The organism is Pseudomonas fragi (assembly GCF_025426255.1).
Lineage (GTDB): Bacteria > Pseudomonadota > Gammaproteobacteria > Pseudomonadales > Pseudomonadaceae > Aquipseudomonas > Aquipseudomonas kulmbachensis.
Genome location: NZ_CP104861.1, coordinates 1,372,126 through 1,389,207, shown reverse-complemented (window position 1 = coordinate 1,389,207; position 17,082 = coordinate 1,372,126). Strand labels below are relative to the sequence as shown.

At 51.7% G+C, this 17,082-nt stretch carries 11 protein-coding genes and 3 pseudogenes; 7 read left to right on the top strand and 7 right to left on the bottom strand.

Features of this window, described 5'->3' with window-relative positions; translation table 11 throughout:
* Positions 1-321: 321 nt before the first annotated feature.
* Together N7D90_RS24660 and N7D90_RS06515 are read left to right on the top strand one after the other, a co-directional pair.
* Positions 322-402 (top strand): annotated as a pseudogene (locus N7D90_RS24660) (type II toxin-antitoxin system RelB/DinJ family antitoxin); the annotation flags it as partial.
* Between the two features lie 220 nt (positions 403-622).
* Positions 623-1,846, top strand: a complete 1,224-nt coding sequence (locus tag N7D90_RS06515; protein ID WP_261741395.1) for an MFS transporter — start codon at positions 623-625, stop codon at positions 1,844-1,846.
* Between the two features lie 54 nt (positions 1,847-1,900).
* On the opposite strand, the gene N7D90_RS06510 is transcribed toward N7D90_RS06515, so the two are convergent.
* Positions 1,901-3,067 (bottom strand): MFS transporter, encoded by a 1,167-nt coding sequence (locus N7D90_RS06510; protein WP_261741394.1) that lies wholly within the window; start codon positions 3,065-3,067, stop codon positions 1,901-1,903.
* 94 nt (positions 3,068-3,161) lie between these two features.
* Here N7D90_RS06510 and N7D90_RS06505 point away from each other — a divergent pair, with 94 nt between their 5' ends.
* The 3 genes from N7D90_RS06505 (at position 3,162) to N7D90_RS06495 (ending at position 5,603) form a co-directional block, all read left to right on the top strand.
* The gene (locus tag N7D90_RS06505; RefSeq protein ID WP_261741393.1) at positions 3,162-4,055 is read left to right on the top strand and encodes a LysR family transcriptional regulator; all 894 of its coding nucleotides are present in this window, start codon (positions 3,162-3,164) and stop codon (positions 4,053-4,055) included.
* 295 nt (positions 4,056-4,350) lie between these two features.
* Positions 4,351-4,683 carry a tetratricopeptide repeat protein gene (locus N7D90_RS06500; RefSeq protein ID WP_261741392.1) on the top strand — a complete coding sequence of 111 codons (333 nt, stop codon included), beginning with the start codon at positions 4,351-4,353 and terminating at the stop codon, positions 4,681-4,683.
* A 335-nt stretch (positions 4,684-5,018) separates the two neighbouring features.
* Positions 5,019-5,603 (top strand): hypothetical protein, encoded by a 585-nt coding sequence (locus N7D90_RS06495; RefSeq protein WP_261741391.1) that lies wholly within the window; start codon positions 5,019-5,021, stop codon positions 5,601-5,603.
* Positions 5,604-5,686: 83 nt separating this feature from the next.
* On the opposite strand, the gene N7D90_RS06490 is transcribed toward N7D90_RS06495, so the two are convergent.
* Positions 5,687-6,166: a GNAT family N-acetyltransferase gene (locus tag N7D90_RS06490; RefSeq protein ID WP_134048830.1), complete on the bottom strand. Its 480-nt coding sequence runs from the start codon at positions 6,164-6,166 to the stop codon at positions 5,687-5,689.
* Between the two features lie 917 nt (positions 6,167-7,083).
* Here N7D90_RS06490 and N7D90_RS06485 point away from each other — a divergent pair.
* Positions 7,084-8,145: a 2OG-Fe(II) oxygenase family protein gene (locus N7D90_RS06485; RefSeq protein WP_261741390.1), complete on the top strand. Its 1,062-nt coding sequence runs from the start codon at positions 7,084-7,086 to the stop codon at positions 8,143-8,145.
* Positions 8,146-9,689: 1,544 nt separating this feature from the next.
* On the opposite strand, the gene N7D90_RS06480 is transcribed toward N7D90_RS06485, so the two are convergent.
* From N7D90_RS06480 to N7D90_RS06460, 5 genes and pseudogenes are all read right to left on the bottom strand, one after another.
* The gene (locus N7D90_RS06480) at positions 9,690-11,570 is read right to left on the bottom strand and encodes a hypothetical protein (protein WP_261741389.1); all 1,881 of its coding nucleotides are present in this window, start codon (positions 11,568-11,570) and stop codon (positions 9,690-9,692) included.
* A gap of 849 nt (positions 11,571-12,419) precedes the next feature.
* Positions 12,420-13,442 (bottom strand): ParA family protein, encoded by a 1,023-nt coding sequence (locus N7D90_RS06475; RefSeq protein ID WP_261741388.1) that lies wholly within the window; start codon positions 13,440-13,442, stop codon positions 12,420-12,422.
* 263 nt (positions 13,443-13,705) lie between these two features.
* Complete coding sequence (locus N7D90_RS06470) at positions 13,706-14,500, bottom strand: DNA adenine methylase (RefSeq protein ID WP_261741387.1); 795 nt, start codon at positions 14,498-14,500, stop codon at positions 13,706-13,708.
* Positions 14,501-14,657: 157 nt separating this feature from the next.
* The gene (locus N7D90_RS06465) at positions 14,658-15,695 is read right to left on the bottom strand and encodes a phage portal protein (RefSeq protein ID WP_261741386.1); all 1,038 of its coding nucleotides are present in this window, start codon (positions 15,693-15,695) and stop codon (positions 14,658-14,660) included.
* Positions 15,695-16,159: pseudogene (locus N7D90_RS06460) on the bottom strand (terminase); the annotation flags it as partial. The gene N7D90_RS06465 and the pseudogene N7D90_RS06460, both read right to left, overlap by 1 nt.
* Here N7D90_RS06460 and N7D90_RS06455 point away from each other — a divergent pair.
* A pseudogene (locus N7D90_RS06455) lies at positions 16,159-16,953 on the top strand (tyrosine-type recombinase/integrase); the annotation flags it as partial. The pseudogenes N7D90_RS06460 and N7D90_RS06455 overlap by 1 nt on opposite strands.
* Positions 16,954-17,082: the final 129 nt, after the last annotated feature.

The window sequence follows — 17,082 nt, the reverse complement described above, 5'->3', positions numbered from 1 at the left end:
CTGCGCACGGCCACCATAGAAGGTGGGCCAAAAAAAGCGCCTCTCTAGGGTGGCGCTGATGCGCCAGATGGCAAACCGGGCGACTAAACCCGACCGCTGATTTTGCAGCGACGGGCCGAGACTATTCCCCGATTTGGGCAGGCGCAAGCGAGCGGGATTCTCTCGGAAGCTTCACTGGATTGAAAGCGAAACGTCGTACGAAAGTCCTGATTTGCGCTAGCTAATCTCACATAACTGATCGCCTCACGGCGGGGTTTAATCCTTCGAGGCAATGTGAAAAACGACAACGCAATGACAAATATCATTACAAGAGTCAAGCTCATGGCCTCTATCAACATCCGCGTGGACGACGAACTCAAAGCCCGCGCCTATCAGGAACTTGAACGCCTGCGCAAGTTGCCCGACTGTTATCAGCTATGGATTCAACCGGTCGACCCTACACAACTACAACATTCTGAGTAAGCAGAAGGAGTGTTGCCGCATTGTGCGGTGCTCGGCGATTGCGCTGGCAACCGCAGCTGGTGAACGGTTCGCAGCTTGTACATCCATACTTCGTTCAACCCCGAAGTGTACGCCCACTTAGACTCCATACTGCGGCAACAGTATTCGAAGGAGCGGGCTAATGAGGCCGTCTTTTTTTGGTAACAAGGTAGTCGTTGCGACATTTGTGATGGCCGTATTCGGCTGGGGCATTGGTTTCTACGGCCCACCAATTTTCATGTACGCAGTCATGCAGAGTACCGGTTGGTCGCTGGCCATGTGCTCCGCTGCGGTTACAGTCCACTTTCTGTCTGGTACGTTGGTGGTGGTGAACCTACCTGGCTTTTATAGACATGCAGGCGTTCCTTTAGTCACGCTTGCTGGCGTGATCATTCTCTCGATCGGAGTGTACGGTTGGTCCATTGCCACTCAACCTTATCAGCTATTTATTGCCGCAACGCTTAGCGGCTTCGGTTGGGTAACGATGGGGGCCGCCGCAGTCAATGCAGTAATCTCTCCTTGGTTCGTGAAGAGGCGGCCAGATGCATTAGCCAAGGCTTACAATGGCGCGAGCCTCGGCGGTGTGATCTTCTCATCTGCCTGGGTCTACTTGATTAGCACATTTGGCTTCACTAATGCGGCGATAGGCACGGGGATCCTGTCCGTAGCGGTAATGGCTGGACTCTCATTCATGGTGTTCAACATCCGACCCGAACAACTCGGCCAATACCCCGATGGGGCGTCTCACGAGCTATGCGAACTTCAGCAGTCGTCTAGCCCCTCAGCGATAATGCTGAGAGTAAACAGGCAGTTCCTTACCCTGGCGGCGGCAATGTCCCTAGGCTTGTTCGCGCAAATTGGCCTGGTTAGCCAACTTTTTTTGATGTTGACCAACCATGTTGCAGCACAAACCGCAGGCCTGGCCATAGGCGTGGCGACTACAAGCGCTATAGCCGGTAGATATCTGGCCACTTGGCTGATGGGGAGAAGTATCAACCGCCGCACGGTTGCCTGTATCAATTACGGCTGCCAACTTGCCGGATGTGTGAGCTTGATCGGTTTGAGTGCATTTCCTGCGTTGCTATGGGTAGGCATGATCCTTTTCGGCATTGGTATTGGCAATGCAACATCGCTGCCGCCGCTAATCGCTCAGGCAGAGTTCCCGCGCTACCAAGTTCATCGTGTAGTTACGCTGATTGTGGCGATCGCACAGGGCTGCTATGCGTTTGCACCGGTGTTTTTTGGTGGGGTGAAATCTTTGATGGGCGGGGCGTACGGGGAATTGTCTCTGCTGGTTGTCGCAGGGTGCATTCAGGGACTGGCGTTGGTGGTGCTGCTTATGGGCAGAAAAACTGACAGATGCTGACATCCTGCATCAACACTGCCATTTTTCTGTAACGAACCACTCCCCTCATCTTCGTCACACCACTGCTGCTTCAATCGTTCTGGAACGCCAGGCATAAGCCAACACCATCAGCAGCCCCAGAGCAGCCATCGCAGCTCCGGCCAAGGAGATCGCCGGATAACCCAGCCCGGCATTGATCACCGCTCCGCCCAGCGCCGCACCAATCGCGTTGCCGAAGTTGAAGGCGCCGATATTTACCGCCGAGGCCAGATTGGGCGCGTCCTTGGCCGCTTCCATAACGCGCATCTGCAGCGGCGGCACAAGGGCGAAGCTGGCGATACCCCATATCAGGATGGCAACCGCGGCTGGCAGCGGCCAGCGCATCAGTACAGTGAACGCCAGCAAGACCAGAATCAGCATGCTCAACGAAACGATCAGGGTGCGATCTATCGAGCGGTCGGCGGCCTTGCCGCCCCACATGTTGCCCAGCGTCAAACCCACACCGAACAGCACCAGCATGGCGGTGATGTAAGCGGTGGATGCGTGAGTCTCACTGCTGAGGATCGGTGCGATGTAGGTGAAGACGGTAAACATGGCTCCCGAGCCGACAACGGTCAGGGCCAAGGCCCCCAGCACCGGGCCACGGCCCAGTACCTTGATTTCGGCCAGTACACCGACGCTTTTCGGCGCCGGCAGGTTGGGCAGAGCGAACCATAATGCGACCATGGCCACCACGCCGAGGCCGGTAATGCCCCAGAATGCCATGCGCCAGCCCAGCAGTTCGCCAAACCAGGCGGCCAGTGGAACACCACCGATGGTCGCCAGGGTCAAGCCCATGAACATGGCCGCAACCGCCCCCGCACGTTTCTGCGGTGCGACCACACTGGCGGCGACGATGGAGCCGACGCCAAAGAACGCACCGTGGTTCAGTGAGGTCACCACCCTGGCGACCATGAGACTGTAGTAATCGGTAGCCAGGGCTGACATCAGATTGCCCAAGGTGAAAATCGCCATGAGTCCAATCAGCAGATAGCGTCGTGGAATTCTGCCGGTGGTCAGGGTCATCAGCGGCGCGCCGAGGAGTACGCCCAGCGCGTAAGCACTGACCAACAGACCTACGGCGGGAATAGATACGCCGAGATCCGCAGCGATGCCCGGCAACATGCCCATGGGTGCGAACTCGGTAACGCCAATGGCAAAGGCGCCAATGGCGAGTGCTACAAGTGGTGGATTGATACGCATGGAAAACTCCTTATCTATGCCGCCAATGCTACGATCCACCCTTTCAAGGCGGTAGATAGCATTTTTGGCAATCACCTTTGCGTAGTGAGCACAAATGGACTTCAACGGCAGGTCGGGTGAAATGAGCGTGTTCGTTACGGTGGCGCAGGAAGGCAGCCTGTCGGCCGCCGCGCGTGCATTGGGGCTGACACCCTCTGCGGTCAGTCGGATCATTGCGCGTACCGAGCAGCGTCTGGGTACCCGCCTGCTGTTGCGCACCACCCGAGCGATCACCTTCACCGCCGAGGGTGAAGCTTTCCTGCGCGGCGCCCGGCGCATCCTGGCCGACATGGCCGAGGTCGAAGAAGCCATCGCCGACCAAGGCGTACCAAGGGGCCGATTGCGGGTCAGCGCCGCCCTGGGCCATGGGCGGCTGGCCATCGTTCCCTTGGTGGCAGCATTCAGCGCCCGTTATCCGAATATCGTCGTCGACCTCACACTGGGTGACGAAGTCGTCGACATTCTCGGCGGCCAGGCTGACGTGGCGGTACGCTTTGGCCATTTGCCGGACAGCCCGCTGACCGCGCGCAGGATCGGTGCCACCGGCCAGGTCGTGGTGGCATCCCCCGAGTACCTGCAGCGCCACGGCATCCCCCTCGAACCGGAGGACCTGCTACGGCACAACTGCCTGCGCTTCAACTTCCGGCGTGCCGAACCCAACTGGCCGTTCATCCGCGATGGAAAAGAGTTTTCCCTAAAGGTCAGCGGCAACATCGAATGCAGCAGTGGTGAAGCGCTGGCACAACTCGCGCGAGTAGGTGCCGGCATTGCACGTATCGGTGAGTTCAGCGTGAGCGAGGATCTGCAGCGCGGCGACCTGATTCCGCTGTTGGAAGCCTGGAACCCCGGGGACCAAGAACCGATTCATGCGGTGTTCGTCGGCGGGGCGGCAATGCCGGCGCGGGTGCGATTGTTCGTGGACTTCTTGCTGGAACATCACCGGATGTAAGCTGATATTTTCGGGTACTTGTGATGTTGAAGTGATCAAAACATTTTTGGGTGCACTATTAATAGATGGTTTGCCTTACTGGAACAATCGTGAGCTCTGGCATTGATGGGTCGTCCGCACGTCTTAAATGGCCGTCGTGAAAGACCGCTTTTGGCCGATTCCTGCCTGTCGTCACGGGCAAAAATCGGGCAGAAGCTGCCCTATCTATCGTGGTCATTTTCACGCTTTTTTATCTACCAGTGCGCTTGCAAAATCTGGGATTCACGCGCTTAAACCTTATGGATAGGGAAATCAAATGGATACCTTGACCCATGAGCAGATCAAAGAGTTTTGCCAAGTGGGTGATGGGCTCCTGGAAAGTGGTGACTACAAGGCCGCCATCGGCCAATACAACCTAGCGTGGGAGCTGATTCCAGAACCCAAAAATAACTGGGAGGCGGCGACATGGGAACTTACCGCTATCGGCGATGCCTGTTTTCTTGGGGGATTCTTCATCTCGGCAAAAGAATCTCTTGAGTATGCGATGACTTGCCCCGATGCAATCGGCAATCCATTTCTGCATTTGCGTCTGGGCCAAGCACTGTACGAAAGAGGGGAAACTGATCGAGCCGCCGATGTACTCATGTGAGCGTACATGGGGGCTGGAGATGATATTTTTGGCAGCGATGACCCTAGGTATTTCGTATTCCTAAAAATTGTGCCGCGCTTTAATAAGCTAGCTAACCGATGATAGTTCGACGACGGCAATAAGCGGACCTCGTTTTCTGCCTGGTAAGTTAGCCTTCCGCGCTTGGCAGGGTAGCCACACTCAGCGCAGCAATGAAGTCAGCGAACCCTCCTGTCACTAGGCCAAAAGCTGACTGATCGAACCTTGCCTAAGCTTACGTCCTTTTGAGGCTTCGATATCTCTAAGAGAACCGGGGCGATTCCGATGATTTTTTCAAGGTAATACAGAGGGCTAATATGGGCATCTTAGATCGGTTGTTTGGTGGACGCTTTACCATGCCCCCACCCGAGGAAACCAACCTCAGCGCTTCAGCAATCATGAAAGAACTGCGGCCGGAACGAAGCGATCCGTCCCAGAAAAAAGCTCTTGAGGCTTTTTCCAAAACGCTGGTAGCTGTAGTTCCAGAAAAAGAAGGCGCTAGGCTTGTTAGGCGCGTGATGCGCAGGTACGCAATGGGAGACGACGCATCCAGTGCCCTCTCGGAGGGATTTCTGAATGACTCAAAGGGACAAAAACTTGAAAACCTCGTTCTCCTTAGCATGGATTGGAAGGGCTTTGACGTGTTTGAGTACCAAGCCCCCTATTTGGTTAGAGCCAGTGGTTTGAAAGAGCCATACGTTTATGTGCAGGATGGTGTCTCATCGATGCCCGAAGTTCTCAATGACTTTGATCAATGGCTGGCTCGGTTTGGTAAACGTTATCTTCACCTGGATTTCGGAGATGATAATTACGAAGGTGTCATTGTTGACACTAATCGGCTGGAAGAGATTGCTGAGTTGGCGGGACGAGCTGGTATAAAAGTCAGTTTTGAGAACTTCTAGTCGTGAGGCTGTCCGAAACAGTCCCACGCCTTAAGTCTGTGCCGCTTACGGCTGCTATCGACCCGAAGCGGACGAATCTATGATCAGTTTGCGGTCCAAAGCATCGTCTGAACCGTAATGTCAGGATGGCTTTCTAACGGCTCCCATTCATTCATGAAAGCAAAACCTTGCTTGAGATAGAAGCTTGAGGCTCTTGCGTTCTCCGGAGACACGTCGAGGAATACGCGATTGAAGCCTTTCTCGGTAGCCCGGGATTTGACCACGTCGACTAGCTGAATTGCCACGCCAGACCCACGCGCAGCAGGTTCCACCCACATCCCGATCAGGTTAAAGCGATGTGCGCTATTGACCGCAGCACCGATCATTCCGATAAGTTGATCTCTCTCGAAAGCCAACCAGAATTCTGTTCCGGCTGAAGAGGCTCTTACTTTCCACTGTTCGTCAGTGTAAGCGGCGGCAGTTTGATAACTGACACCGAATGCCGTCGGCGTGTCCAAAAGCGCAGCGAGTCGGACTTGCTTTAATAGCATCCAGTCTTCCGTATTTGTCGGTCGAATCTCCATGACTTTCCTTAACAAATTAGCGTCACCTCAACTTCTCACATGCAATCTGAGGGGGCAACCACGTACGTGCTGCGAAACGTCCGGTTCTGGCCGATAGCTGCCTGTGGCTACCTGGAGCAATCGGTAAGTCTTTACCGAACAGGCAGAACCGGTATTCGTCATCGACGACCAATTCGAGCACAAGCAAGTGCCACGTTGATGTGAACTCACTCTATTGCCTAAAAAACCTACCTTTGCAGGGATCCACAGGGTTTTCGTCTCCCAAAACTCTCTACCCAGCCCACAGCCCAGCCAGCTGTCAGCTTGGTGCAGAAGTGCGGAAAAAATGTAGAGGAGCGGTCTGCGTAAAAACGTTCCCATGGCGTTCCCATGACTTTGTGCGACAACCTGTGAATCTACCGCCTGAGAAGGCATGTATATTTTTTGGGGAACGCCATCGAAAAAAGGCAATAACGGTAAGCGCTTGGGAAAAACGTCTGTAACACCCGAAATCAAAGGGCTACAGCCGATACGGTGCAGGTAATATCTGAGTAACCTATAAGTAATCTAATTACTCTTTTATTAACTAATCACCTATAAGCATCAACCCCTTACGAATTAATGAGTTACGATTAAATTACAGTCCACATCACTTAAAATAACTTGTCTGCGCAATACGCCAAAGCCAACAAATACCGTACTTCCAGCAGCCTCTCGATCCATTGAGAAATATAAGGCTGGAAATTTAATTACGAAAACCGCTTGCATAAACCGCCAACTCACGATAAAAACTTACTCCCGCACGGGAACATTAAGATGTACATGATCCAGCAGTGGCTTTTCACTGTTCTGGTGAAGTTCCGTTGAGCGCAGTATCGAAGTCCAACGCCTCATTGATTGAGAGTACATCCCTTTAAATGGATTAAGAGGGAACGATAATGACTGCCTTACAAACTTTCATCTTGCCCGAATGTATCACTGGCAGCTCTGCCGATAAAGCGCTAGGTCACGCGCTGATTAAAGCATGGCAAACCGATGGTATCTTCCAGATAACAAGCACCCCCGATCAAGAGCTCGCACTGCAAAGTGCTCTTCAGGCTAGCAAGCGCTTTTTCAAAATGCCTCACGCGGTAAAAGCAAGCTGTTTGAGTGATCTGAGTTATAGCGGGTATGTTTTTTCAGGAGAAGAAGTTACTGCTGGCGAACGGGACAACCCTGAGATATTCACAGTCTGCAAAGATTTACCGCACACTAGCGAGCAGGTACAACAGGGCTGGCCTTGTCACGGTCCCGCACCATGGCCCGACGCCGACTATAAGTCCAGCATGCAGAACTACATGGACGAGCTAGGCCTTGTGGGAGAAAAGCTGTTAGAGCTTGTTGCCCTAGGGCTTGAGTTGCCGGACAAGAACACACTAACATCACTGACTAAAAACGGATGGCACCACATGCGTGTGCTTCGTTTCCCTGCCGAATCCTCCAGCACATCCCGAGGGATTGGTGCCCATACAGATTATGGTTTGTTGGTCATCGCCAGCCAGGATGATGTGGGCGGTTTGTATATTCGCCCGCCGGTTCCAGGAGAAAAACGCAACAGAAACTGGTTGCAATCAGAGAGTTCTGCTGGCCAGTTCGAGCACCAGGAGCCTTGGACATTTGTCAAACCAGTCCCCCGCGTATTTACAGTCTTCCCCGGGGATATTCTGCAATTTCTGACTGATGGCCTTCTACTTTCTACGCCCCATAAAGTCAAGCTGAACACCCGCGAGCGCTTTGCCTTCGCCTACTTCCACGAGCCTCACTTCGAAGCTGTTGCCCGCCCGGTACTTGGGAGCGAAAGAGACACATCAATTCATTATGGTGAACACTTCACCAACATGTTCATGCGCTGCTACCCGGAACGGACTACTACAAAACGTATTCACCGCGAGAATCGCTTGGCCCATATCGAACGGCTAAAAGATGAAGTCTTTCGACCGCAACAACAATACCCAAACTAATCAGTCGAGGTATTACTTGGGCCCCGAAGATGTAATGTAAGCCCATTAAAATATTGGGCCTCTCAGTGGTTAAGGTGCCCGCAAAAGCCCTCTCACGAGATCCAGGTGAGAGGGCTTCTACAACTTCAATGTTTGCTGCATATATAAGCTTGGTGAAAATTGAATAGCCCAGCTTTGTGGCCACACGATTACCGATTCTGGCCGATAGCTGCTTGTGGCTACTTGGAGCAATCGGTAGGTCTCTACTGAACAGGTACAAAGAGCATTCGCCATCGGCGACCTACTCGAACACAAACATGTGCCCAGGTTGATGTGAACTCACTCCCTTGCCTCAAAACCCGGACCCTTGCAGGGATCTGCAGGCTTTTCGTCTCGTAAAACTCTCTACCCAGCCCACAGCCCAGCCAGCTGCCAGCAAGGCGCAGAACTGCAGAAAAAAAGACCTATATAGCCCGCAGGCGAGGTGGAGGGACGACGGCGCGCGCCTGGGCATGAAGCACGTCACTACCCCAAAGCCCGTCAACATTGCTATCCGATGGCCTTCACCTGAGAGCCTTGTAGCCTTTATGGGTGACGCCAAAGTGCGACCACCTTCCATCAGCACTTTGACGAGAAACGCTGTGCGCTCGTACTGGCAGTCTCAGAAGGTGCGTTTACAGGCCTATTTGTGACAGACCGAAAAAAACCGCCTCGATGGGCGGCTTGGTAACACGGTAACGCACAGGTCAAACAATGATTGTGTGAGGGTATGCGTGCATGGCGCTGTTGTGTGCCACCAGGCTGATACCCTCCGCAAGCGCTTGAGCCACCATGATGCGGTCAAACGGATCTCGGCTTAGAGGAGCCCCCTGGCTAGAGAAACAAGCCCGCATCCCCATATCACCCTTTTCCAGACGCCAGAAACCACAAACCCCCGACTTTCTCTAGGAAAATCAGGGGCTTGTGTTTACTTAATGTGGCGGTGAAGGAGAGATTCGAAACCGCCCGTTTGCAGTTTTCTCAGAGTACCCCCCGGTTTATAAGGGCTGTAGAGCATCTGTCCGTGCGCGAGCGGCCCCATGGCAGCCCCATGGGTTTGTGCGTCAACCTGTGAATCTGCTGCCTGATAGGGCATGTGTATTTTTTGGGGAACGCCATCGGAAAAAGGTAATAACGGTAAGCGCTTGGGGAAAACGTCTGTAACGCCCGGATTCAAAGGGCTACAGCTGATACGGTGTAGGTAATATCTGAGTAACTTATACGTAATCTAATTACTCTTTTATTAAGTAATTATCTATAAGACTCTACTCCATATAAATCAATGACTTACAATTAAATTACCTTGCACATCACTCAAAATAACTTCTCTGTGTAATACGCCAAAGCCAACAAACACGGGGCTTTCAGCAACCTCTAGACCTGTTGCGCTATTGAATTACCTTTTTCCGTCAGCGCTCCTGAGAATCCGAGCTGATGGAGTCGTTCCTCAACGGCGGCTCTCGGCCAACTGCAACCCTTCGCCACCTTCAGTAATCGACACATTGCAGACACCCGTATCAGTGCCGTCAGCCAGAAATAAATGTTGGCAATTTCTCCAGAAACTCTTTAACTCCAACGACCTGCGTGCGTGCGCCGACGATTGGATAAATCAGATTTCCGCGAGCTTTCAATTTTTCATCATCGGTAACGAAATAGTCCGCAATGCAAGCATGAGCAATATGCTCATTGTCACGATAACTACTAGCAATTTTTCTAAAGTTTGAGAACTTTACCGATTCAGTTTCGTAATTGCAAAAGTCCAAAACCTCAAGTAGCTCATTAATAACACTCCTGATCTCGTTAGACTCAAGCCCGTGCACCTTGCCTGATGTTATAAACTCGAAAGCATGTTCACGTAAATAAAATTTACTTCGTAACGATTGATAGCCAAGAGTGGCTTGACTCTCAGGATTATTAAAAAATGCAGCACCGTCTTTGGCCAAAGCATTACTCAGGCTTTTCCCCTTTCTAAGCTCGGGGTATTCATGAAAATGCTCGATTACCTTGATGAATTTATGCCTCTCAAATGCCATAGCAGCACCTTGTTGTTTTCCGGCCCTCGCCAAGGTACGACTGATATCCTCATTAACAAAGCGGGGCACGCTATCTATTACCCCAATCATTTTTCCTTGGGTCAGTTTCAAAAGATCGTCTATATAATCCTTAAGAAAAAACGGATTCATATTTACTACATCAGCGACCAAATATGAGCTATAAACAAATGAAACCAGACCTTCTTTCTGTGTCTCCAGGCACAGATTTTTGTTCTCCTTTTTCTTCAACAGATTTGTGACAGCGTTCGTATCTAAGTAGGCAACTAAGCCTTTAACTTCCGCCACCTGAAACTCCACATCTTCCTTATCGAAAACATGGCTCATTCCGAAAAAACTTTCCATCGCATCAGCGGAGCCGTACTGAAGCAACTCAATTCTAAAATCACGAATTATTAAGTTAGCCTTCTTTACTAACTCCAGACACTCCTTACGCTTGTTAGCGCCAAGCTTGCCGATGATGCGCACATCATGATTGACAAGACTTCCCAGCAGCATCAATGGTGCTGGGCATTTGACTTGAAATAGCCCTGAAATCTCTTGCAAAATTTCTTTATGAGAACAGTTTATATCTTTTGCAGCAGCATTAAATTTATTCCAGGCCCTGACTAATATCTCCCAGTCGCTACTAACCTTAGATAGATGAGGGCGAGATGTTTTCTGTAATAAATCATCCAGCTCGATGAGGATTTTAAATTCTTTTGTGCTCTGAAAGGTGCTGAGATTTTCAACATTATCAAAATCTTCCATCAAGCGATTATATAGAATATTACTCCCCGATGCCTGAAGCACCGAAATAAGGTTATGTCGATCATCAAGATTCCGTCGTGTCGCTTCTATTCTCTGAGCTTCTTCCGCCGTAGGAAGCATTCGACCTATAAAAAAATGGTTTTCTTTGTAGGGGCCGAAAGCCCAATGAAACTCATTAGCTGACTTCCACCTCAAACTCGCCGGAGCCCTAAGCTCAACAATATCAAATGGCGCACGATTATCTGGCATAAATAGCACTTTATTAGCCGAGATTGCATTTGGAGTAAGATCAAAAAGACCCCCATCATCATCCATCCATATCGCATGATGTTGGGCAGAAAAATAATCCATATCTTCCCAGAGCAACCAGCCAAAGATAACCTTTCCACCTTTCAATAAGGTCTGGTCAATACAGTTGTACCAGCAGTAGGAAATCTGGCTATTGGGCGGAGAATCCACAACCACAGCAATGACTTCATGATGCCTCTTGTATCCCTCGTGGGTAATACCCGCGGCTGGCTTTACTGGGGCTGCGCGCAAAAAATCGCAAAACTCCAAGAAATTCTCGCAATTTTGATTCGGGATCGTTGGTAATACGCTGTTCATGAAGTCATCCTTACATCATTGGAATGCAGGTAGTAGGGTCTGCTCGCAGACTACACCCTGCTCTTTTCAATGATACGCGAACTCCTTCTGATAGCTGCAAGCCTAAACCGCTGTTGCAGCAGCCACGTGAAATCTGAGTCCTGAATTTCTTCTCCGAACGCAAATTTCAATCTCACGCACATATATTCTGCAGTAAAAAACGGAGCCAGATTTTCAATATATTCGACCCAAAGCAGCCGGTGGGAGGCCAGAAGTCGGACTTTAGTATTTAGGACCGCTAGGAATAGTAAGCGTAAGCAGTGGAGTGTCTTCACTTGGCTGGATTCAACCGGTCGTTCTTTACTGAACAGGCACAACCGCATTCGTCATCGAATGGCTAGCTCGAACACAAACAAACTCCCAAGTTTAGTGTGAGTTCGCCCCTCTCCTCAAAACTCCTACCTTTGCAGGGATCCGCAGGGTTTTCACACCCCAACATCCTCAAGCCAGCCCACAGCCCAGCCCGCTGTCAGCCTGGTGCAGAAGTGCGGAAAAAAAGACCTATATAGCCCGCAGGCGAGGTGGGGGGACGACGGCGCGCGCCAAGGTTGAAACACGTAAAAGCCCTACGCGGATCCTACTAAGTATTGGAAAGGGAAAGACTGCGCACAGGACACCTCGATGTGAGAGGTTCAAGGCCCACACAAGACAGGTAGCAATTTAATGGATAATCTCGTGGTTGCCGTGCCTCAGGCCCATCTGGTAGGTATCTGATACAACATTAGAGTAGTGAACAAGATAAAATCAAAGCGTGCTAAAGAAATACGCCCTATGATGCCGAAAAAACATAGGACGTAGGTATTAGGTCAATTAAAGTTTAGCCACTAAAATATCAATAGCATCGCGAGCATTAACCAAATAATCACTTTTAACTTGAACACGATGCCCGTTAATACTTTGCTTGCCAACTTTAACTTTGGAAAAAGGCAAGCCTTTGGCAAATGCTACAACACCCGTAGTCTGAAAATCGCGAACTTCTACAAAACATTCCTTGACAGTACTAACTGAAAATATATCAGGATGAGTCTGCAGGAGCATTTCCACATCCTTCTCAATAGCGTGTAATACTGCCGCATAAGCAGATGCAGCCCCCATGTATTGGGTTAGTCGATTTTTAACAATAAGATGGATCTTTGGTAGTTCACGTCCAGCCGCTTTCAGTTTGGTAGCAAACGCATATGCAGCATAAATTTCAGAAGGCAGCTTCAATCCATAGACCAGCGAAAAAGCGTTCTGAATCGCACGCCGTGAGGAATCATCAGCCATCACAGGAAGAACAATTCGGTCACACGATGCCAGGGCTATCTGTGTGTACAGCGAAAAACTAGGGTTTAAATCTAAAAAGACAGTGTCGTACTGATCATCTACTTGATCCAAAAAATCTTTCAACCAATCTACAACCGCCACCCATGGATTTGTCCCTGGAATCTGGTTATTTGCAAGAGTATTTACAGCATTCGCTTGTAATTCCAGCAACGGATCACCACAAATCAAATCAATATTTCCAGATATTGAAGAGTTATAGTCTGCTGGTCGAGTTATAAAATCCTGAGCGCTAAAATTTGGTGGTGTATATGGAGAAGGTAAGCGAAGCTGGAAGTAACCACCAATGCTACATCTTGGGACAAGTCCCTGCCGAGCGAGAAGTTTTTCACTACCATTATTATTTAACCCCCCAAGCAAGAGCTCAGAAAGGTTCGCCTGTGGACAAACATCAATAGCTAAAATGCGCTTTTGTGGATGTTCTTCCGCGTACCTAATAATCGATTGGAAAGCTAAGCTTGTTTTACCTGTGCCACCTTTGTTGTTCCAGAAAGCATATTTGATGTCCATTACAATCTCCACTGATTAAATGGACAACAAGATGTCCAATACGGACACAGTATCAGCACAGAATGACTTTTGCACGTCCAAATAAGACATTTTTTGTCGCACTCCTAGAAAACTGCTATGCCACGATGCATATCAGATGCATAACCGGCCCGTAAGCCTAATCACAGCTCTACGTCCAGGAGAGTAAACGCTTGGAAAAAGAGAACGATTGAGCTCCTCGTGAGCTGATGCGGGTACAAACACATACCCGCCACCCCCTCAGATCAAAACAACATCCCCAACGCCTCCGGCGCCCAATTCATAATCACCAACTCCCCACTGACCTCAGCCTTTCCCTGCCGCTGATTCGCAGTGCTATAACGAATATCCACCGTCTCAAAGTGAAAGCCCTCAAACACCCGCCTGATATCCGGGTGATCGTTGATACTGACCATCACCTTGCCTTTACAGCGGCGCATGAACTCGGCCATCCGTTCGTAGTTTTCAAACCGGAAGTCCACCCCATACCCTGCGGTCTGCCAATAAGGCGGGTCCATATAGTGAAATGTGTGGGGCCGGTCATACCGTTCAGCACACTCAAGCCAGGGCAGGTTCTCCACATAAGTGCCAGACAGCCGCTGCCAAGCTGCTGACAGGTTTTCCTCAATCCGCAGCAGGTTGATGGCCGGCCCTGTGGTCGCCGTGCCAAATGACTGCCCAGTAACCTTGCCGGCAAAGGCATGGTGCTGCAGATAGAAAAACCGGGCCGCCCGCTGAATATCCGTCAGGGTTTCGGGCCGGGTCATTTTCTGCCATTCAAATATCTGTCGCGAGCTGAGCGCCCATTTGAATTGGCGCACGAACTCTTCTAGGTGGTTCTGCACAACGCGGTACAGCGTCACCAGATCACCGTTTATGTCATTGAGGACTTCAACCGGTGCAGCCTGGGGCCGCATAAAGTAAAGCGCGGCGCCGCCGGCAAAGACCTCGACATAACATTCGTGCGGGGGAAACAGTGGAATCAGGCGATCTGCCAGGCGGCGTTTGCCACCCATCCACGGGATTATTGGGGTGCTCATAAGTGATCCTTGTATAGACAATTGGATTCGCTTAGGCTTCGTCCCCCCTGCGCAGTGGGGCGAGGCCTTGGTTGGAGCACTCGGCTAGATCGAGTGTTTCGGCGTCGAACCCGGTGTTTCCGCACCGGATCGTCGCCTCGTTTACTGCGCGGGGGCTTTATTCGCCCCCGGCGATCTCATACGGTTTGAACCTCACGACCTCTTCCCCCAGCCACTCATTCAACTGCGTCATACGCGATTGAATCGGCTCCAGTTCGTTTGCCACAAATATCTGCGCCGCCTCCCGAATCGAGCCAAACCCACCCGCGTTCTGCGGCACGATCCCCATCAACTGCGGCGGTATGCGCAGGCTGGCCAACACGTCATCGCGGGTCTGATTTTTGATTGCGCTGAATTCGTCTTTGGCCGCGACCTCACTGACCGGGATCAACTGAATACCGTCCTTTTTGCCGTTGGGCGAGTAAACAAACAGGTTGCGAAAGTTACCCGGCCCCTTCGAATCCTTCAGGGCTTTGCGCAGGGCATCGACATCGGATTCGTTCTGCGCCGGGTCGGTCATGTAGAGGATGAATCCGGCATGGCTGCCGTTTTCGTAGTACTTGCGGCGAAATAGAGTCGCCGACTCGTTGAGAAGCGCCGACTGCAGGGCGCTGATCCATTCCGGCAAGCCGTACACCTCCTGGTGCAGATCGGCTTCGCGCAGATGGAAGATGCTGCCTGTGTCAAACTCATGCTCTTCCTTCCAGCCCTGAACCAGAAAATACCGACCGTCCTGCCCTGCCCTTCCCTGCCCTGCCCGCATGTACTTGGCCAGCGCCGGTTTCAGTTGAAAGGTCGACCCCAACATCGAGCGCCGTGCCTCGATATAGCCGTTGCCCAGGCTGAGAAAATCCAGCGCGAACTGTTCAAACGCGGCCCGCGACAACAACCGATGCGGGATAAAGGTCTTGCTCAACAAGTTGCGCTTAAAGGTCAGGCCAGAATGCAGATGCACACTGGAACCCACCGAGCGTGACAGCCCATCCAGCGACAACGGCGGCTCATACCAACGCCCGTTAAACCAGCACTCCAGATAATCAAATACCGCTCGGCCACCTAACACCGGGCTCGGGTCGCCAAAACTGAATGCCTGAATGGACTGGTTAACTCTGCCGTCTGCCACTTGAGGCGCAGTGTTTGTCTGTTGATCGCTCATCAAAAAATCTCCATCCGCCCGGTATTGGCAGAGGTCTGCCCCTCAAGCGGTTCGTTATGCAATGCGTGGAAGAGCGCCCAGGCCAGGTCGGCGTGGCCGGTGGTGTCGTTGCGCCCTGCGGTGTAGGTGTATTGGCGACCGCCTGCAGTGACGGTTTTACGGATGGCCATCAGCGACTGCGCCATGTCGGTCCACCCTGCGTCGAACTCCAGCCGACCGTTGTAGATCACGTCATAGGCTTTGAGTACCAGGCGGGTTTTGACTTCCGGCGAATAGCTGAAGGAAGTGACGCTGGGGAAGAACTGCCGCACCAGCTGCGCCACGCCGCAGCCCAAGCCGGTGACATCGATGCCGATATAAGTAACCCAGTAGCGGTCGCAGACGCTTTTGATAAAGGCTGCCTGCTCCGCGAAGTCCATGCCCCGGAATTGATGGCGCTCCAGCACGCGGAATTTGCCGCCCGGTTCAGGACACGCTGTCGAGCACGCTCAAAAACAAGACCATCCGCGACATCATCAGTAATGTGCGTCAGGTATTCAGGCTTTACCGCACCCGCATGAAGGTGGCGCACGACCCAACCGAGGGGCTGTTTGTTCGCCTGCCCGATCCTGAAGCCCCTGATCCGTTTACCAGGGCAGAGATCAAACAGATTCTTGAGACGCCGACCAACCGCACGCAAGAACTGCTAATGATTCAGTTCATATTATGGGCTGGGCCACGGGTGTCCGAGACCATTGCCCTGACCTGGGAGGATGTCGATTTAAAACAAAGAACGGTGACGTTCCGCCGATCCAAGGTGCGCGGTGCGTACCGGGTGACAAAGACACGGCGCTCGCTGCGTAAGGTTCGGTTGCTGGAGCCAGCTTGGGATGCGTTGCGCAAGATCGACGCCATCAATCAGAACAAAATGCCCGAGACTGTGGATATCGTTGAGCGGGACAACAAGACGGTACGTAAGCACAAGTTGCACTTCGTTTTTCTGAAGACTAAAAGCGGATTGCCACACACCAATGACTTTGTTGTCCAGGATCGGTTTTTAAAGGCGCACTTGCTGGCTGCCGGTGTCAGGTATCACGGGGCGGGGCAGTGTCGGCATACCTATGCCAGTCAGTTGCTGACGACGGGGGTTGTGTCGATTGACTGGATCGCCGAGCAGATGGGGCATACCAACGGGAATATGATCCGCCAGCACTATGGGACCTGGATTAATGAGGATGGGCCGGATGTTGTCGGCATCCTGCAACACGCTCTAAATCTGCAGCCAACCAGCCCTGTAATCAGGGTTAATCGACGATACAAAAACAGCCGCCAGCCCCAGACTGGCCTCATATGGGCCTTTTTCGGCCTCCAGAAACCACAAACCCCCGACTTTCTCTAGGAAAATCAG